Consider the following 18,894-nt stretch of genomic DNA (forward strand, 5'->3'; position numbering starts at 1 on the left):
TTTTTAAATAAGCGGCCCTCTTCTTAACGGGAGAGGGCATTTGCGTCACAGGTGGTAACGATGTTTGATACGCTTTCTAAGGCCGGGAAATATCTGGGTCAGGCGGCAAAACTGATGATTGGCGTGCCGGACTATGACAACTACGTTGAGCATATGCGCGTGACGCACCCGGATCAGACGCCAATGACTTACGAAGAATTTTTTCGTGAGCGGCAGGATGCGCGTTATGGCGGGAAAGGCGGCGCACGTTGCTGCTGATGTTTTGTGTTGCCCGGTGGCGCTACGCTTACCGGGCCTACGGGGTATTTTACAGGCCGGATAAGGCGCAGCCGCCATCCGGCAAGCCGCCGCTAAACCGTAAACGACTCTACCTTTTCAAACGCGGCGCGTAATGTGGCTGGCGTTAACGTCACCGGCAGAAAGTGGATGGATTCAACCGGGCGCAGGGTGTGGGCAATCACGTTATCAATCTCCGCCTGGTTCTGGATATCGACATCCAGCGCCGCCAGCGTAGTGGGCAGACTAAAGCGCTGATAAGCAGCGATAAGCTGCGCCAGTACCTCATCCTGACCCAGCAATGCGCTTTGCACCAGAATGCCATAAGCCACTTTGGTGCCGTGCAGAAACTTCTCGGTTTGCGGCAATACGGTGAGTCCATTATGGACGGCGTGTGCCGCCGCAACACGGGTATAACGCTCGCCAAGGCCGCCGACCATGCCGCCCCCGGCAATAATCGCATCCACCACATCGCGAAATGCCTGGGTGAGTTCCCCACGCTCTTTGTCCGCCAGCGCCTGTTCGCTGCTCTCCAGTAGCACATCACGGATCGCCAGCGCGCCGTTAATGCCCAGACGCACGGTAAGCGGTAAGGTTTCTGGCTGTGGCGCTAATACAACGGCTTCGTACCATTTTGCCAGCGTGTCGCCGATGCCGGCCAGCAGATAGGCCTCTGGCGCGCGGAGAATGATTTCCGGCTCTACCAGCACCAGATAATTGGCGTCGTCAAAAATTTCAAAGTGCAGTGCCTGACCAGCATCGTTGTACCAGACCGACAGCGGTGTCCAGGCCGCGCAGGTGGCCGCGATAGTCGGGATCGCCACGAAGGGGAGTTGTAGCCGACGGGCAAGGGCTTTGGCGGTATCAAGCAGCGTGCCGCCGCCGATACCGATCACTACGCGGCGGTCGTCGCCTGCTTTCACGGCCAGTTGTTTCACATCGCTTTCGCTGCAATGGCCGGTAAACGGCAGGTGTCTGGCTCCCGGAAGATCAAACGCATCCGGCAGGTAAGGGCGGGCGGCGGCAATCGCACGTTCGCCATACACCCATACTGCGGCGGAGAGTTGCCCGGCGCTGAAAAAATCCTTCAGTCTGGAGAGGCTGCCGGTATGGGAAAAGTAGTTAGCCGGGCCGGTAACGACGCGGATGTCAGTGTTGCTCATGGTGTGTTGTCCTTGTGGCTGCGCTGTCCGGGAGTTGTTTTTATTTAGACGTCTAAGCGTCTTGATTGCCAAATGCTAACATCGTGTTATAGTGGTTTCAACATCGACATCACCCTCGGGTATGATAACTATGAGTAATAACCCACTGATTCCGCAAAGCAAACTGCCTAATTTAGGCACCACAATCTTTACACAAATGAGCGCCCTGGCGCAGGAGCATCAGGCGATTAACCTGTCGCAGGGATTTCCTGATTTCGATGGCCCGCGCTATCTACAGGAACGTCTGGCCTGGCATGTTGCACAAGGGGCGAATCAATATGCGCCAATGATCGGCGTGCCTGCATTACGCGAAGCCATTGCGGAAAAAACAGCGGCGTTATACGGCTATAAGGCTGATGCCGGGAGTGAGGTGACGGTAACTGCGGGGGCAACGGAAGCGTTGTATGCCGCTATCACCGCGTTGGTTCGTGCGGGAGATGAGGTGATCTGCTTCGATCCCAGCTATGACAGCTACGCGCCAGCCGTTGAACTGTCCGGCGGCGTGCTGAAACGTCTGGCGCTTCAGCCGCCGCAGTTTCGCGTTGACTGGCAGGCATTTGCTGCGTTACTGAGCGAACGTACCCGGCTGGTGATCCTCAATACGCCGCATAACCCGAGCGCGACCGTCTGGCGCAAAGCCGACTTTGAAGCGCTGTGGCAGGCGATTGGCGATCGCGAAATCTATGTATTAAGCGATGAAGTGTATGAGCATATCTGCTTTGCGCCAGAAGGCCATGCCAGCGTACTGGCGCATCCGCAGTTACGTGAGCGTGCTGTCGCGGTCTCGTCATTCGGTAAAACCTTTCATATGACCGGCTGGAAGGTGGGGTACTGCGTAGCGCCAGCGGCGATCAGCGCGGAATTGCGTAAAGTGCATCAGTATCTGACGTTCTGCGTCAACACACCGGCGCAACTGGCGCTGGCCGATATGCTGCGTGCTGAACCGGAACATTACCGCGATTTACCCGCATTTTACCGGAAGAAGCGTGACGTTCTGGTTAATGCCCTGCGTGACAGTCGTCTGGAAATCCTGCCCTGCGAAGGCACCTATTTTCTGCTGGTGGATTACAGTGCGGTATCAGACCTCAATGACGTGGATTTCTGCCAGTGGCTGACCCGGGAAATCGGCGTTGCGGCGATTCCGCTGTCAGTATTTTGCGCCGATCCTTTCCCACATAAACTTATCCGTTTATGTTTTGCCAAGCAGGAATCCACGCTGCTGGCGGCCGCAGAACGCCTGTGTAAATTGTAATTACTTTACGGTCCAGGCTTTGGAGAATCGACGGTCGGCAAAGAGTTCCTGTAGGCCGTTGATTTGTTTCAGACGCAGGACTTCATCTTTATCCATGCCCAGCTCTTTTCCGATTCGCGTCTCGTCCCAGCCCAACAGGGAGAGTTCTCGCACAATTTCCGACATCGCGTGAATCTGATGACGACCACGGGCGCGGTTGTGACGAATGGTCGCCGCAATTCGTTCATGGCGATTGCGTTCCAGACAGGTGACGGGAAGATAGCCTTTTAACTTTGAGCGTAATGTGGATTTCCCTTTACCGAGTTCGTGACGGTGAAAGCCATCCACGATTTCATATTTTTCTGCCGCCGTTTCTGCAACGACAATAGGCTGTGTGAAGCCATCTACCTCAATAGACTTTAGCAGGAGCCTTTTCTCCGGGGGCGCCACATTGTTTGGGTTGTAATCATTAGGCTCGATTTGTTCGTTTTTTACCCATTGCACGCAGTCTACCGGCTGATCGCGAAAGGGGCTGACGCGGTGGATCGCCATCCTGAATTCGTTGATTGCCGCAATTCTCTCTTCTTCGTTCAGCGTGGAGAGAAAGTCGGTTATTTGTTGGGTGAGTCGCTGTTGCATAAAATCCCCCATTCTTTGCGCTTTGCTTTCATGCGTTCATTGTAGCGCTGGTAGTGTTTAGGTTTTGTCGGGCTGAATGAGAGCGCCCGACACCAGTAATCATTGTTCAATAGCACCTTGCAGATACGTCGCCATGAGGGGATATCTTTGGAGCCGATATCGCCTTCCTGCGTTTGTGGAATGTTCTCCATTCCTTTCTTTTTATACCATTGCAGGTAGACCGCGATTTTGTTGCGGTAATGCTCGGCGCTCTGTTCCGGCATGCTGTCCAACAGCAGCATGGCGTAGCTTTGCCAGCTATGGTGCTCGGGTTTCAGTATTTTTCGATGGCCGTAAAAATGGTTATCCTGGCCTGCATATATCCCTCCGCTGCGCACGCCGCTTACCCTGGCGCACATTGCTGCCCAGCGTTCGGGTTCAATGACATGATAGAGCCACAATCCCTGACGTTGCTCCGGGCCGAAAGGTTCGCAGATGCGCATATACCGGAGCGGCACGTTGGCCTGGTACATCAGGTTATAAAGCGGGTTGCAAGGCTGCTTCGTTTTTGCGAACCATGTCCAGATGTCTGCCGTTTTCCAGTCATACATCGGGTAAATATACCAGGTGTGCCCGCCCTGAGCGGCGGTCGTCCAGGGTTTGTCGTCCGCAAAACGCTGTTTGCTCAGGGAGGCGATGGCGACAAACCGATTGTAAGATTCGTCAGCGCGGATGCCGATCAGCATCGCCGCAGGACGCTTTTCTGAAAACCACTCGGCAAAGTCGCGAACAAATTGTTCGAAGGTCATGCCTGGCTGATAAAAAGGAAAGTAAGCCGGATCGGTAATGGCGTCGGCAGGCGGTTGGCGCACCCATTCGGCATTCGGGTCCCAGCATTGCCATTCGGGTTGGTATTGCGACAGCGAATTTTGTGTGGTGAGCGGCAGGGCAACCCAGTAAAAATGCTCAATGACATCGGAATATTGTTCGCGTAATGACTGAACATAGTCAATTGTGCAGGAGAATTGCACTTCCCAGTCAATAAATAATACGCAGATCTTCTTCTTTAACTTACGCGCGATTCCGGCGGTAAGGTGCAGCATCAACCCTGAGTCTTTCCCCCCGGAAAATGACACGCAAATACGCGGTAAGGTGGTGAGTGTCCATGTAATGCGCTCTTCCGCAGCTTCCAAAACATTTTGGTCAAGTGGGATTTTATAAACAGACATAATGAGTTCATACCTGAACGGAAAATGGCTATGTGTAGAATACAGAAAAATAATTATATATATTATATGATATAATCAACAGAATGTGCAAGGTTTAAAAAAGCATCCAAAACTTAAATTAATTTTATATTAATTATTTTAATTTTGAATGCTTGTGCCGGCGATGGTCCCGTATGCTTTCGTTTCAGCTATTTTCCGTCATTTTGTTAATGATACTCGTAAAACCTTTGTTATTCAGTGACGTTCGATTATATACCAGGTATAACTGAACTGAAGGTAAATCCTGATCAATATTAACCCGTTGCAGTTTAAGGGTGGAGTGAAAGAAGTCATATATGACTTCAGGAACGATGCCAATTATGTTGGTTTCAGCAATAGTATTAATGATTGCAACCATCGAGTCACTGCGAAACCCAATTTTCCGGCTGGCAAGAAGGGAGTTGACCAGCGACTGGTATTCTTTAACGCCTGGCTCCTCTCCCTGGTATGAGGTAAACGGTTCTTCGAGTACTTGCGCTAATGTACTGGCGTCACTGATTCTGGGGTGATCGGCACGACACACCAGTACGCTTTTGATTGTTTTAAAAGGCGTACAGACAACCGAATGGTTGTTCAGCGGCGTGGTAGTGATCACCATGTCCGCCTTGCGGTATGCCAGCAGGTCTTCTGCTGATTCCGCAGACATCAGGATATCATGATGCTCAATTTCAACGGAAGAATCTTCCATAATAAAATTAATCAGCTTTATTACGTTCATTGCAGTAAGCAGCTGAGGGCTGTAAATGATAAATTTTTTCTTAAGGCTGGAACTATGCATAATATTAATTGTTTGTTCCAGACTATTGAGGTTTTCCTCAAGATGATGATGCAGATTTATACCGGTGACGGTCGGCGTGATGCCTTTTCCTGAACGAATAAATAAAGGATCGTTGAATTGAGTTCGTAATCGTTGCAGAGATTGACTCACGGCAGACGGGGTGATGTACAGCGTTTCCGCCGCTTTACTAATGCTTAAATTCTGGTAGATACACTCAAAAATAATCAGTAAGTTGAGATCGAATTTTTTGAGATCGTAGAGATTAGCCATGTTTTTTTTCTTCCTGTTTTGTGACTATTGTCATAACTATATTTGCTATAGTTATGCAACACATCCAATGCTTTACAATAGTGATGTTTGCTAAGCTTAAATTCTCTTTCAATAATACTAAAATAGCATAGCTCAGAATATCTTTGCGAGCGATTTATAATGGAAAAGGAGATTGACAGAAAAACAATGCCAATCTCCCCCCTTTAATTTAGGTTTAATGTTCACCCATCATAATGTTCAGCTGCGCTTTTTCCGGTAACCCGACGACCTGCTGTAACATATTTTCTTTATTCATATAGTAAATGGCTGGCGTTGCATTCGCCCCCAGATCGTCCATGAGTTTCTGATGAATATTCAGCATTTTCATCTTATCTTCTGGCAGCGGTGAAGGGATCGCCAGATTGAGTTTACCGCCTGACGCTTCATAGTCATGCCAGGTTTTTGCCGGATCGCGGGTGGATAAGATAGCGGCAGCCGTTGCCGGGCTTTCGGGTTTGATCACGCCCACCAGTAGCGTCCGCAATTGTACTTTGCCGGATTCGACCCAGGGGCGCGCCTGCTGCCAGAACTGTTTGCAGTAAGGGCAGAAAGGGTCCGCAAAGACATAAAGAATCACCGGCGCCTCTTTTTTGCCGTCCAGAATCCACGACGCTTTTTCCATCCGCTGCCACATTTCTCTGCCGACCGGGGCGTAGATCTCTTTTTCTATCAGCGCATTACTGAGGTTTGCGCCTTTTTCGTCGTACATGTAGCCGGAAATCGCGTGTTTCCCGTCAGGCGTGAGGTAGATGGTCACGCCCATATCCTGGTATTTGCCCAGATAGCCTTTCATTCCGCTGGGGGCGTCAAAAGACTTCAGGATCGTAATTCCCTGTTTTTCTATCGCTTTAACCGGGGCAGGCAGTTCTTCAGCAAAGGTGATGAGCGGGAACAGCATCAGCAGCAATGTTCGTTTTATCATTATATTTCCTTAAAAATCAGTGCAAAAGGAACATTGATGGCAAAACCTATCACAGTCATAGGTAAGGTCTGCCGTCGGAAGATTGCCCTTTCTTTGGTAGGGTGATGTAATCCTTTCGCTGTTACAGCCTTTGTTAAGGTAATGTAGAGCGCAACACATAGCCAGTTTCACTGGCGCTGAAGTTACCTACGGGTAGTTCAGGTAATGGGGCCGCCTGTAAAGGGGGCCTTTTTACTTTTTGTCGCTAAACGTTCACAACGTTGTCTTGTGTGAGTTGTTAGGTATCGCTGATTGATTTGATAATGCAAACGCATTAGCCCAATCACGGAAAGTTGGTTACTTTACATCTCAACGAAAACACGGAGGAAGTATAGATGTCCTTGATTAATACCAAAATTAAACCTTTCAAAAACCAGGCGTTCAAAAACGGTGAATTCATCGAAGTAACCGAGAAAGATACCGAAGGCCGCTGGAGCGTCTTCTTCTTCTACCCGGCTGACTTCACTTTCGTATGCCCGACCGAACTGGGCGACGTAGCAGATCATTACGATGAATTGCAGAAACTGGGCGTAGACGTTTACTCTGTTTCTACCGACACCCACTTTACTCACAAAGCATGGCACAGCAGCTCTGAAACCATCGCAAAAATCAAATATGCGATGATCGGTGACCCGACTGGCGCCCTGACCCGTAACTTCGACAACATGCGTGAAGACGAAGGTCTGGCTGACCGTGCGACTTTCGTTGTTGACCCGCAGGGTATCATCCAGGCTATCGAAGTTACCGCTGAAGGTATCGGCCGTGACGCATCTGACCTGCTGCGTAAAATCAAAGCGGCTCAGTATGTTGCCGCTCACCCAGGCGAAGTTTGCCCGGCTAAATGGAAAGAAGGCGAAGCGACTCTGGCTCCATCCCTGGACCTGGTCGGCAAAATCTAAAATTCGCTGCGCCTTTCGCGCTACAGGTGCGTTGGCTGCGCTTTCTCACCCCGGTCACTTACTGATGTAAGCTCCCGGGGATTCATAAGCTTGCCGCCTTCCTGTAACACGAAATACTGGCGAATTAATCCTTAAGCGGGTGCGTCGCACCCGTTTTTTCCAGCACCATCATGCAAGTCGCATTCAGGCTGCCGGTATAAGGCAACTTGCATGATGATGTTTTTAGAGAGGGAAGAATAATGCTCGACACTAACATGAAAACTCAGCTCAAAGCGTATCTTGAGAAACTGACCAGGCCTGTTGAGCTGATTGCCACGCTGGACGACAGCGCTAAATCGGCAGAAATCAAGGAATTGCTGGCTGAAATCGCTGAACTGTCAGAGAAAGTCACATTTAAAGAAGATAACAGCCTGCCGGTGCGCAAGCCTTCTTTCTTGATAGCAAACCCGGGTTCTGACCAGGGGCCGCGCTTTGCGGGTTCTCCGCTGGGGCATGAATTTACCTCGCTGGTGCTGGCGCTGTTGTGGACTGGCGGCCATCCGTCGAAAGAGGCGCAGTCTCTGCTGGAGCAGATCCGCGATATCGACGGCGATTTCGAGTTTGAAACTTATTACTCGCTCTCCTGCCACAACTGCCCTGACGTCGTACAGGCGCTGAACCTGATGGCGGTGCTGAACCCGCGTATCAAACATACCGCGATTGACGGCGGCACATTCCAGAATGAAATCACCGATCGTAATGTGATGGGCGTTCCGGCTGTGTACCTGAACGGTAACGAATTCGGTCAGGGACGTATGACGCTGACGGAAATCGTCGCCAAAGTGGATACCGGCGCAGAAAAACGGGCGGCGGAAGAGCTGAATAAGCGTGACGCTTACGACGTACTGATTGTCGGTTCCGGCCCGGCGGGGGCGGCAGCGGCAGTTTACTCCGCACGTAAAGGCATTCGTACCGGTCTGATGGGCGAGCGTTTTGGCGGTCAGGTGCTGGATACCGTTGATATCGAGAACTATATTTCCGTGCCAAAAACGGAAGGGCAGAAGCTGGCTGGCGCGCTGAAAGCGCACGTTGATGATTACGATGTTGACGTGATCGACAGCCAGAGCGCGAGCAAACTGCTTCCGGCGGCAACGGAAGGGGGCCTGCATCAGATTGAGACCGCTTCCGGCGCGGTGCTGAAAGCCCGCAGCATTATCATTGCCACCGGTGCCAAATGGCGCAACATGAACGTGCCGGGCGAAGATCAGTACCGCACGAAAGGCGTAACCTATTGCCCGCACTGCGACGGCCCGCTGTTTAAAGGCAAACGCGTTGCGGTGATCGGCGGAGGGAACTCCGGCGTGGAAGCGGCGATTGACCTCGCGGGGATCGTTGAGCACGTTACGCTGCTGGAATTTGCGCCAGAAATGAAAGCCGACCAGGTTCTGCAAGATAAAGTGCGTAGCCTGAAAAACGTCGACATTATTCTGAATGCGCAGACAACGGAAGTGAAAGGCGACGGCAGTAAAGTGACGGGGCTGGAATATCGCGATCGCGTAAGCGGCGACATCCACAACGTTGCGCTGTCCGGGATCTTCGTACAGATTGGCTTGCTGCCAAACACCAACTGGCTGGAAGGCGCGATTGAGCGTAACCGTATGGGCGAAATCATCATTGATGGCCGGTGCGAAACCAGCGTGAAAGGCGTATTCGCCGCAGGCGACTGCACCACGGTTCCTTACAAACAGATCATCATCGCGACGGGCGAAGGCGCGAAAGCCTCTCTGAGCGCATTTGATTATCTGATCCGCAGTAAGACGGCATAAAAAGAAAGTAAGACTACACCTGCAATGCAAGAGGCTGCCAATGGCAGCCTCTTTTTTTACGCAACAACCGTGCGATTTACCGCACAACCAGCACCGGCAACGTAGCATGGCGGACAACGCTGGAGGCGTTAGAACCCAGCAAATGCGTGGTGATAGACGGATTGCGGGAGCCAATGACCACGACGTCCGCATTCAGCTCTTCGCCCAGTTCGTTCACCACATCCCGCACGTTACCAAAGCGGACGTGCTGCTTAATCCGGGAAGGGTCGATACTGAAATGACTCACCATTGTTTGCAGGCGAGTCTCCGCTTCGTGCTGCAAATGCTCCTCAAAACGACGAACGTCGGCGGCAAAGCGGTGCAGACTCAGGCTGGCGGAGCCCGGAAGAACATGCAACAGATGAATGACGCCATCCTGTTGCGCCAGAAACTCTGCGTGGCGCACGGCCTTGTCGCTAAGTTCCATTTCGAAAACATCAACCGGCATAATGATTGTCTTATACATACCCGTTTCTCCCTGTTAACTAATACTGAATTCATTCAAACATATAATAATATTTCTTTCTGGTATCTGCCCGGCACTTTTCATATCACAACGTTTCTTTACGACTGATTGATGCTTATGACCAGAAGCTACCAGCGTCGCTCAAGGTAAAGCACGGCCACGACGATAATCGCCATCATAATAAGAAATGCCAGCGTGATGAAAAGAGCCTCATTCATGACCGTACTCGCGGCAATGAAACGGATTAATTCTGGATGACGGGGAATGGGGGTGAACCAGGAGGAATGGGTGATTTTCGGAAAGAGGATGCAGGGAGCATCCTCTGTGTAAACGGGTGAACGCTTATCCAGATGGTTTAGCGCAGGTAGTCGCCCGCTGCTTCAGGCTGATATTCAAGTTCCAGCACTTCAAGGTGAGTGGACGCCCCGCCAGGCAGGTCCCAGTGAATGGTATCGCCGACGCGCAGGCCCAGCAATGCCGCGCCCACCGGCGCCATTACGGAAAGCTGCGTATTGCTGTCGGTCATATTCGCCGGATACACCAGCGTGCGCACGCGAATCTCGCCATCGCTGAGATTGCGGAATTTCACCCGACTGTTCATGGTGACGACGTCGTGCGGCATGGCTTCCGGCGAGCACATCTGGGCGCGATCCAGCTCCGCATTTAATGCGTCAGCAATGGGTAAACCAGCAAACGCAGGCTGCTCCAACAGGCGGTCGATGCGTTCGGCGTCGAGGTCGTTGATGATAATAGTTGGTCTGGACATTTGTTACTCCATGTCGTCGATGCTGCGAGTGCCGCAGGTAAATAATCCCAAAAGAAAACCCTCACCGTCAGGCGGCGAGGGTTTAGCTTTCATGATAATACTGAGACTTCCCCCTTCTTTGAAGTGATTTAGCTCACATTCGGGGAAATCCTCAATACGGTTGTCTTTGCGTAAATTTTAGTCGCAAGCCGTGATGGTTCTCAAGTTTGTATACCGCCTCAGTAACCCGCTTTGTCAATCACAAACCGCTTCCCGCAATTGCCCGGATGGGGTTGCGATATAAACGAGGAAGCGGAAAGCGGATCGTTAATCCTGGCGGCGTTGAGCGAGAACTGTATTTCTGTCAGATAAGCCGGGTTCCCGTGGCAACTCAGTTTCACCGCCTTCACGTTTTCTTTCCCCCAGCTTTGGGCGACGGCGGCGTCAAACGCGGCGCGGCTGACCCTTTTCCCGTAATTTGCGGCCAGAAAATCGCCCAGCGCGCTGTGTTTTATCTCATGGTTCAACCGTACCATTGTGCCGAAATAAACGTCTGGATCAAATCCAAAGCAGGCACCGTGCTTGGCGTATTCATAACGTTCCAGACAGGATTTTCCACCGGCTCCGGGCATGACCGCGCTGAGTTTTGCCGCGCTCTCCAGTGAAAGGCCGGTTTCAGGCGCGGCGCATTTACGGCTGGCGCGCGCTTCCGGCAGATTGGGGATCGGACGAGTCGCGCAGCCAAACCGCATCCAGCGGCGCTCGTCCACGCCACGCGCGGCAACCGATCCCGGCAGACCTGGCCACAGACCGTGGACAGTCAGAAAATCAGCTTTGTTGGGAATCTCTTTCTGCTGACGGCACTCTTCGGGTTCCCGATGATCGCGCTCATGCTGACTTTGACAAAAACCGGTTTGCCAGGAGAGCGCCAGCACATAGCGGTCAAAATCAGCGTACTGTTTTGCCTGAAGTGGCTCAGCGTTAACGTTGAAGAGGGGAAGCAGGAATACCGCCAGGAGAGAACCATAACGCCATGTTGATTTCATGATGAATGCTGAAACTCATACAAATATTGAATATCACCTATTTAACCATAAAAAAAGCCAGTCAGGTTTATCTGACTGGCATGAGAGGGATAACGCGTTAGCCGTCATCCGGCATTATGTGCCGATGTTTAGTTCCACAGCGCCAGAATCGGCCAGCCAACCACCAGCAGCATGGTGATGTAGATGACCCCAAAGATCGCGCCAAGACGCCAGTAATCTTTGGATTTTACATAGCCGCAGCCGTAGATGATGACCCCCGGCCCTGTTGCATACGGCGTCAGGCAGCCCATGATACCGATGGACAGCACCAGCAGAATACAAAGTTGCTCCATCGGAACGCCTGGAATACCTTTACCTATCGCCAGAATGACCGGCAGCATGGTTGCGGTATGTGCGGACAGGCTGGCGAACAGGTAGTGAGCAAAGTAGAACACCAGTACCAGCACAATCACCGTTGCGTTAGGTGAGAAGCCTTCCAGATGAGCGCTCATTGTGGTAGCAAACCAGTCGATAAAGCCCGAACGGGTTAAACCGTTGGCCATGACAACCAGCGTCGCGAGGTTAACAAGGGTGTTCCACGCACTGTTATAACGCGTGATGTCTTTCCACGGCACAACGTGCAGCGCCAGCATCAGGGATACCGCCAGCAGGCCGACAGCGGTGGCATCAATCACTTCACCGCCAAATACCCACAGTCCGAGGCTGAGCAACACCAGACCGATCAGCGTCATCTCTTTGCGGGTCAGCGTACCCATCGTTTTTAACTCTTCACCAGCCCATGCCGCAACTTCGGCGCTGTGGGTCACTTCGGGTTTGTAGAGTACGTAAGAGAGCCACGGTGCGACGATCAGCAGAATGATCCCTACCGGTAAGAAGCCCAGGAACCACTGCAACCAGCTGATCTGAATACCGGCAATTTTGCTGACGAATTCCAGACCCAGAACGTTAGGCGCCGCGCCGGTCACGAACATGGAAGAACTGAGGCTGGTACTGATGACCATCATCCACATCAAATAACCGCCAATGCGGCGCGCGGAAGGATCGTTTGGAAACGACTTAAACAGCGGCGGCAGGTTCTTGATTACCGGGAATACCGTACCGCCGGTACGCGCGGTGTTGGACGGTGTAAACGGCGCCAGCAGAATATCGATGATGACAATGGCATAACCCAGCGTCAGGGTGCGTTTACCCATGAATTTCACCAGGAAGAGCGCAATACGGCGGCCCAGACCGGTGACTTCATAGCCCAGCGCGAAAATGAATGCGCCGAACACCAGCCAGACGGTGGTGCTGGAGAAGCCCGCCAGCCCCCATTTCAGCGCCTGCTTGCCCGCGTTAAAGGCCGGGTCGGCCAGCTCTGAGGCATCAAATAACAGATAGTTGCTGCCGATAACGCAAATGGTCACCGCGATAAAACTGATCGCGGTGGCCGGAATCGGCTCCAGTATCATCCCGACGATCATCGCCACGAAAACGGCGAAGTAGTGCCATGCCTGAGGGGGCATGCCGTCCGGGACGGGGATCAAAAACATGATGCCCATAACGACTAATGGGGCCAATAACTTCCATATATTATCTTTAGATAAAGACATAAGTGATTCTCCGAAAAGGATCTTTCAATAATTATGTAAATGATTAACTTGCGAAATTTGTGCTAAAAACCAGGTGACGATCAGTAAGTCGGCGCTGCCGCCAGGACTGAGGTTGTGTGCAATGCACTGCTGATCGAACCGGTGGAGATGTTCAAGATCGGCAGGAGAACGAATGCCTCCTTGCCGTAATAATGTTGTCGCCTGCTGTTGTATCCAGCGCAGACCTTCCGCGCCGCCGCGTGATGCGACGTTGGTGTCGCCGTTCATTGAGATCAGCAGCAGCAGGGTGTCGAGCAGCGCCAGCTCGGGGTCGCGCCCCTGCGCCAGCAATGCGCGGTAGTGTGGTAAAGCATGGCGGATCACTAACGGGTAACCCGCTTCGGCTTCGCCGCGCGCGCCAGTTAACCCCAGCTGTTGGTACAAGCGTTGACCTGCGGTGAGTTGTTGATTGTTCTGTCGCAGTTCACGCTCGGTCAGACCCCGGCAAAATGTTGCGGCGGTCGAGCAGATGTTTGCAGGTGTGATCGAGGAATGCTGCTGGTGCAGGCGTCCGATGGCGGCGCACAGCAGTCCCAGGGAAAATATGCTGCCTTTATGCGTGTTAACGCCGGCAGTGGCGCGAAACATGTCGGCTTCGCAGGCCATACCTAATGGGCGTAGCCCTTTCAGTACATCGTCTGACGGCAGCTGCGCGCAGCTTGCGCCATATTCGATAAAACGCGGCAGCCAGCCCTGAATGGCCAGCGCGCTGCGATGGAAATCTTCCAGCGCCATGTCTTTGTGCGCGCCGCAGTTAATGCGATCGACCAGACCCGGCTTGGGAGATAAATTGACCTCAGTCAGCATGGCGCGCCACGCCAGCAGGGCGTACGCGTCAAGCAGCGTCTGAGGAATGGCGGCGGAGTCAGTTGATGTGGCTGGAATCGGCATCATGCAGCAGCGCCTCCATGCGAATAAGTAAGTCGGAAAGCGCGTGGGTTTTCCCCCGGGCGCATTCAGCGGCGCTTTGCTCGCACAACAGGCAGCGGCGAGCAGGAAGCGAAAAATGACGGCGGGACAGAATGTCGCCTTCCGGCGTCAGCACATCGATATCCCATAAACGTCCCAGCGGATGCTGATGCTCAAGCTCGATCGTGGCGAGCTTGAGATCGCGGGCCGGAGCCTCAATGGCGAGGAACCCTTCCGGCCCACTGGCTGAGGCCAGTGCAGCCTGCTCCCTGACAGACCAGCCTGCTTTTTTCGCCACGGCGAGCAGGGCGGTTACGCCGTGATTGAAGATTCGGCGAGTAAGCTCGCTGTCTTTAATCGGGCCAGGCGCCACCACGGTAAAGGAGACCAGTGGAGTGAGATGGCGCGTCAGCCAGGCGTGTTGCCGCGCTTGTCTCTCATCACGGCTGACGAGCAGCTCGGGAATGGAAACCGCATGGCGAGTGGCCTGTTCAGGGAGCAGGTGCATGGCTTATTCCTTCACCTGATGAACAACGTCAATGACCGAACCGTCGCGGTAACGCACTACGGCGATGACGCGATCGGTATATTCAATGGCGCGAGGTTGACCGGTGAGCAACTGCGCACGTTCACGCAGCCATTCAATGGAGACCACTTTCATTCCCGCTTCTTTCAGGCGTTCCGCCAGTTCCGGGCGCGCCGGGTTGACGGCGATGCCGTGGTCGGTCACCAGAATGTCGACGCTGGAGCCAGGCGTTACGCAGGTGAGCACGTTATCGACCAGCGTCGGGATGCGGCCGCGAACCAGCGGTGCGACGATGATTGACAGCGCGGCGGCAACGGCGGTATCGCAGTGACCGCCTGACGCGCCGCGCAGTACGCCATCGGAACCGGTCAGCACGTTCACGTTGAACTGGGTATCCACCTCCAGGGCGCTCAGCACCACGACATCCAGACGATCGACCGATGCGCCTTTTGAGCCCCAGTTGGCATACTGATTGGCGCTGATTTCGATGTGATTCGGGTTGCGGGCCAGCGATTCTGCGGCGTTACGGTCGAAGCTCTGTACGTCCAGCAATTTGCGGATCAGCCCTTTTTCATGCAGGTCGACAATCGTGGCGGTAATGCCGCCCAACGCGAAATCCGCGTGAATATCGCGGCTGCGCATTTTGTCTTCCAGAAAACGGGTTACCGCCAGAGAAGCGCCGCCGGTTCCGGTTTGCAGAGAGAAGCCTTCCTGGAAATAGCCTGAGTTGGCAATCACGTCTGCCGCGCTGCGGGCAATTAACAGTTCACGCGGGTTGGTGGTCATACGGGTCGCATCTGCGCCAATTTTGTCGGCGTCGCCTACCCGTTCGATCTGCACAATGAGATCCACCTGGTCCTGGGCGATACTGGCTGGATTATGCGGATACGGCAGCAGCGCTTCCGTCAGCAGAACAACCTGGCGAGCGTTTTCGGCATCCACTTTCGCATAGCCCAGCGAACCGCAGCAGGCTTTACCGGTGTAGCCGTTGGAATTGCCAAACGGATCGCAGGACGGCACGCCGAGGAAGGCCACATCGATATTGAGCTCACCGCTTTGCACCAGATGGACGCGACCGCCGTGGGAGTGGATTTGTACGGGCTCATCCAGCAATCCGCGGGAGATCTCTTCCGCCAGAGGGCCACGCAGACCAGACGTGTAAATTCGGCTCACGACGCCCTGGCGAATATGCCCGACCAGTGGCGCGTGGCAATCGCTCAGCGAACTGGAGGCCAGCGTCAGGTTTTTAAAGCCCATGCTGGCGATGGTGTCCATCACCAGGTTGATCGTCAGGTCGCCGCCACGGAAAGCGTGGTGGAAAGAGATGGTCATTCCATCCTGTAAACCAGAACGGCGGATGGCTTCTTCAAGCGTGGCGCACAGTTTTTTATCGCGCGGTTTTTGCGCCTGTAAATTCAGTTTTGAAGTGCTCTGAAAAGCGGAAAATTCGCTTTCGGCATGGCGACTCCAGGCCGCTACCCGTTCTTGTCGTTGAAGTTGTTCGATTTTCTGCGTCATTTTTTTGCCTTATTCTTCGCGAATGCCGGAAAGTTCTGCACGGGAGAGCACCAGACGGGCGCGTTCAATCACCGGGCTGTCTACCATTTTGCCGTTCAGGGAGACGACGCCGCGGCCTTCACGGGCGGCGGCTTCTGCGGCTTCCACGACCAGACGCGCATGGGCGACTTCTTTAAGCGTCGGGGCATACAGGTTGTGCAGCAGTTCAATCTGGCGTGGGTTGATGAGGGACTTGCCGTCAAAACCCAGCTGTTTGATGTGTGACGCTTCGTGCAGGAAACCCGCTTCGTTATTGGCATCGGAATAGACGGTATCGAACGCCTGAATGCCTGCGGAGCGTGCCGCCTGTAAAATGGAGCAGCGGGCAAACAGCAGCTCGGTGCCTTCCGGGGAACGTTCGGTACGCAGATTGCGCACATAGTCTTCCGCCCCCAGCGCGATCCCGATGAGACGTTCGGAGGCGTGGGCGATTTCAACGGCGCGGGTAATGCCCAGCGGCGACTCGATTGCGGCCAGCAGCCCGGTGCTGCCGGGTTCACGGCCGCAGGTTTGCTCAATGCGCAGGATCTCTTTCTCGATGTCGGTAACATCCTGAGCGGTGTCGGTTTTCGGCAAACGGACAACGTCAGCGCCGCCGCGAACCACCGCTTCAAGGTCGTTAATGCCCCATTCGGAATCCAGCGCATTAACGCGGACAATGGTTTCCACATCACGGTACAGCGGGTGTTGCAGGGCGTGATACACCAGACGGCGAGCGGTATCTTTCTCACGCAGCGCGACGGAGTCTTCCAGGTCGAACATCAGCGCATCGGCCGGGTAGATAAACGAGTTGCTGACCATCGCGGCATTTGCGCCGGGGACGAACAGCATGCTGCGCCGGGTGCGGGATTTACGTTGTTGCAGAGAAGCGGAAATCATTGGCGATCCTCCCACGGCAGAGCGGGGATGCCGCTGGCGCGAGCCAGTAACGCTTCCAGCCGCGCACGCAAAATGCAGTCCAGCGCGCCTTTGTCATCAACATTTAATTGCACGCCGCGGACGTTATAACGGGCAAGCACATCCAGAATGGTGGCGCGAATGGCGTCGCCAAACTGTTTTTCAACGCTGCTGTTGATTTGCAGGTCAATATCCTGCGTGTCGAGTGGAGCAATGCGAATCATCACATCACCGGACTCAAGTGTGCCAGCGACGGCAGCCTGGTCTATTTTCATTTTTCACCTGTTTCTAATGCGGGGGTCTTTTGGCGGACTACCGCGCTGGACGGGTTACGTTCAACCATGCCTTGCAGATAGTGCAGAGTGGGGTTGGGAACCAGCGGTGCGATAGCCGTGAGATCTTTTTTAACCAGCAGCTTGCGCACCCAGGAGGCGGAAATCGGCATCTCCTGGAAACACAGCCGCTCAATTTCCACCAGCTCGATGGGGGGGGCGGGAAGCGTTGGCGTCTCCAGCCAGTAGCGCATATCGTGGTTGTACTGGGAGGTGACGGTGCAAAACGGTTCCGTGCCGACAAAACGGTGTGTTACACCCAATGCTGGCGCCAGGTACTGGCGGAAAATCTTCAGGTCGATTTCGGTGTAACAGTGGTTAATGACGCTTTGTTCTTTGATGAAGTAGCACGGAAAGGTCGCACGCGAGATGATGTACTCGGAACCGCGATGCACAGTCAGGCGTGGAATATCCGTTGTTCCTTTGATAACCAGATCAAACCTGTCCTCGTACGGAAAACGCGACGTATCCTCTTTTACCAGGAACAGATGCAGCCAGTCGCACTGTGCGGCGGCCTGCTGGATCAGATAGCGATGCCCGTTTGTGAAGGGGTTGGCGTTCATGACGATACAGCCGATTTTTTTCCCGTCATGACGCAGTTTCGTTAAGGATTCAGCGTAGCGTTTCAGGCGCGTATTGCTGTTTTCCATGAGCACCATCACGCCAGGCACATCAGCCAGCGTAGAGAAGCCGCACTGTTTAAAGAGCGCTTCGTATTCTGTTTTGGTGTAGATGAAGAGGTGCGTACAGTGCCTTTCGTAGGCGAGGTTGATTAACTCTGTAGCCAGCGTCAGCGCCAGCCCTTCGCCGCGCACGGATTGGCAGATAGCAACGCATTTAATGATATTTCCGGCAATACCGCCGCAGGCAATAAGACGATCATCGCGCGTAACGGTAATAAAAACTTCGACGGTGGTATCTACGCTTAAATCATTCTCTTTCAGAAATTGCGTGATAACCGCCATCTTTTTATTTTCTGAGCGTTTCACTTGCGTGAATACATTATTACCGAACATAGTATTGAGCGTCCTGATGATATATTTTGTTGCCAGTTTTTTGCGTATGTTGTGTGTCGTTGCAACCTGATAACGTTTTGTTTTCAATTGGAGCGGTCGTTGTTTTTATTACGACGTATTTCTTTTTCTCTCTGTTGCCTACATCGTAAGGGGTATTTTGGTGGTAAATTTTGATTTATTTCACAAACACTTAGATGGTTTTTATGTGTTTAATGGTTTTAAGTTTTTTAATTAATTTAATAGCAAATTGCGCGGTGGGTTTTATTTGTTTAATTGATTTAAGGTGGGGAATCTGTAACGATCGCTATTAAATGCACAGCAGAAAGTTAAAACATTTTTATTACATATACGGGAAATGAGACGCTTACGCCAGCGAAGGAATA

20 protein-coding genes are annotated in these 18,894 nt (G+C 53.1%); 4 read left to right on the forward strand and 16 right to left on the reverse strand.

The genetic code is table 11. The features are described from left to right. The first annotated feature begins 60 nt into the window (after positions 1-60). Positions 61-258 (forward strand): YbdD/YjiX family protein, encoded by a 198-nt coding sequence (locus OGX84_RS18125; RefSeq protein ID WP_012133390.1) that lies wholly within the window; start codon positions 61-63, stop codon positions 256-258. 92 nt (positions 259-350) lie between these two features. Here the strand turns inward: OGX84_RS18125 and OGX84_RS18130 are convergent, their stop codons facing one another. Further along, positions 351-1,439 (reverse strand): oxidoreductase, encoded by a 1,089-nt coding sequence (locus tag OGX84_RS18130; RefSeq protein WP_112002158.1) that lies wholly within the window; start codon positions 1,437-1,439, stop codon positions 351-353. 130 nt (positions 1,440-1,569) lie between these two features. Between OGX84_RS18130 and OGX84_RS18135 the strand changes: the two genes are divergently transcribed. Further along, positions 1,570-2,730 (forward strand): pyridoxal phosphate-dependent aminotransferase, encoded by a 1,161-nt coding sequence (locus OGX84_RS18135; protein WP_112002159.1) that lies wholly within the window; start codon positions 1,570-1,572, stop codon positions 2,728-2,730. Here the strand turns inward: OGX84_RS18135 and OGX84_RS18140 are convergent, their stop codons facing one another. From OGX84_RS18140 to dsbG, 4 genes are all read right to left on the reverse strand, one after another. Then, on the reverse strand, positions 2,731-3,348 hold the full coding sequence (locus tag OGX84_RS18140) for an IbrB-like domain-containing protein (RefSeq protein ID WP_012133386.1): 618 nt from the start codon (positions 3,346-3,348) through the stop codon (positions 2,731-2,733). Next, on the reverse strand, positions 3,321-4,556 hold the full coding sequence (locus OGX84_RS18145) for a phosphoadenosine phosphosulfate reductase (protein WP_012133385.1): 1,236 nt from the start codon (positions 4,554-4,556) through the stop codon (positions 3,321-3,323). Before OGX84_RS18145 ends, OGX84_RS18140 begins: the two co-directional genes overlap by 28 nt. Positions 4,557-4,740: 184 nt before the next feature. Next, a complete protein-coding gene (citR, locus tag OGX84_RS18150; protein ID WP_024130554.1) occupies positions 4,741-5,643 on the reverse strand; it encodes a DNA-binding transcriptional repressor CitR in 903 nt (300 codons plus the stop codon). A gap of 214 nt (positions 5,644-5,857) precedes the next feature. Further along, entirely contained in the window at positions 5,858-6,604 is a 747-nt protein-coding gene (gene dsbG / locus OGX84_RS18155) for a thiol:disulfide interchange protein DsbG (protein WP_112002160.1), read from the reverse strand. A gap of 374 nt (positions 6,605-6,978) precedes the next feature. On the opposite strand from dsbG, the gene ahpC reads away from it, so the two are divergent. Together ahpC and ahpF are read left to right on the forward strand one after the other, a co-directional pair. Then, positions 6,979-7,542 (forward strand): alkyl hydroperoxide reductase subunit C, encoded by a 564-nt coding sequence (ahpC, locus tag OGX84_RS18160; RefSeq protein ID WP_012133381.1) that lies wholly within the window; start codon positions 6,979-6,981, stop codon positions 7,540-7,542. Between the two features lie 239 nt (positions 7,543-7,781). Continuing rightward, the gene (ahpF, locus tag OGX84_RS18165; protein WP_012133379.1) at positions 7,782-9,347 is read left to right on the forward strand and encodes an alkyl hydroperoxide reductase subunit F; all 1,566 of its coding nucleotides are present in this window, start codon (positions 7,782-7,784) and stop codon (positions 9,345-9,347) included. A 76-nt stretch (positions 9,348-9,423) separates the two neighbouring features. On the opposite strand, the gene uspG is transcribed toward ahpF, so the two are convergent. From uspG to citC, 11 genes are all read right to left on the reverse strand, one after another. Continuing rightward, positions 9,424-9,852 (reverse strand): universal stress protein UspG, encoded by a 429-nt coding sequence (gene uspG / locus OGX84_RS18170; RefSeq protein WP_024130553.1) that lies wholly within the window; start codon positions 9,850-9,852, stop codon positions 9,424-9,426. A 128-nt stretch (positions 9,853-9,980) separates the two neighbouring features. Beyond that, positions 9,981-10,070 carry a small membrane protein YldA gene (gene yldA / locus OGX84_RS18175; protein ID WP_272917174.1) on the reverse strand — a complete coding sequence of 30 codons (90 nt, stop codon included), beginning with the start codon at positions 10,068-10,070 and terminating at the stop codon, positions 9,981-9,983. A 137-nt stretch (positions 10,071-10,207) separates the two neighbouring features. Continuing rightward, on the reverse strand, positions 10,208-10,618 hold the full coding sequence (gene rnk / locus OGX84_RS18180; RefSeq protein WP_012133377.1) for a nucleoside diphosphate kinase regulator: 411 nt from the start codon (positions 10,616-10,618) through the stop codon (positions 10,208-10,210). A 218-nt stretch (positions 10,619-10,836) separates the two neighbouring features. Further along, a complete protein-coding gene (rna, locus tag OGX84_RS18185) occupies positions 10,837-11,643 on the reverse strand; it encodes a ribonuclease I (RefSeq protein ID WP_012133376.1) in 807 nt (268 codons plus the stop codon). Positions 11,644-11,771: 128 nt separating this feature from the next. Beyond that, positions 11,772-13,235: a citrate/succinate antiporter CitT gene (gene citT / locus OGX84_RS18190; protein ID WP_012133375.1), complete on the reverse strand. Its 1,464-nt coding sequence runs from the start codon at positions 13,233-13,235 to the stop codon at positions 11,772-11,774. Between the two features lie 24 nt (positions 13,236-13,259). Continuing rightward, positions 13,260-14,168: a triphosphoribosyl-dephospho-CoA synthase CitG gene (gene citG, locus OGX84_RS18195; RefSeq protein WP_112002161.1), complete on the reverse strand. Its 909-nt coding sequence runs from the start codon at positions 14,166-14,168 to the stop codon at positions 13,260-13,262. Continuing rightward, positions 14,140-14,691 (reverse strand): citrate lyase holo-[acyl-carrier protein] synthase, encoded by a 552-nt coding sequence (gene citX / locus OGX84_RS18200; protein WP_012133373.1) that lies wholly within the window; start codon positions 14,689-14,691, stop codon positions 14,140-14,142. Before citX ends, citG begins: the two co-directional genes overlap by 29 nt. Positions 14,692-14,694: 3 nt before the next feature. Further along, positions 14,695-16,227, reverse strand: coding sequence for a citrate lyase subunit alpha (gene citF / locus OGX84_RS18205; protein WP_286458270.1), 1,533 nt, complete (start codon positions 16,225-16,227; stop codon positions 14,695-14,697). A 9-nt stretch (positions 16,228-16,236) separates the two neighbouring features. Continuing rightward, positions 16,237-17,145: an aldolase/citrate lyase family protein gene (locus OGX84_RS18210; protein ID WP_024130551.1), complete on the reverse strand. Its 909-nt coding sequence runs from the start codon at positions 17,143-17,145 to the stop codon at positions 16,237-16,239. Next, positions 17,142-17,438 carry a citrate lyase acyl carrier protein gene (gene citD / locus OGX84_RS18215; protein WP_012133370.1) on the reverse strand — a complete coding sequence of 99 codons (297 nt, stop codon included), beginning with the start codon at positions 17,436-17,438 and terminating at the stop codon, positions 17,142-17,144. The genes OGX84_RS18210 and citD overlap by 4 nt, the downstream gene beginning before the upstream one ends. Next, a complete protein-coding gene (gene citC / locus OGX84_RS18220) occupies positions 17,435-18,511 on the reverse strand; it encodes a [citrate (pro-3S)-lyase] ligase (RefSeq protein WP_012133369.1) in 1,077 nt (358 codons plus the stop codon). The genes citD and citC overlap by 4 nt, the downstream gene beginning before the upstream one ends. Between the last annotated feature and the right edge of the window lie 383 nt (positions 18,512-18,894).

This window comes from Citrobacter sp. CK202, assembly GCF_030333225.1.
In the GTDB taxonomy this organism is placed as follows: Bacteria; Pseudomonadota; Gammaproteobacteria; order Enterobacterales; family Enterobacteriaceae; genus Citrobacter_B; species Citrobacter_B koseri.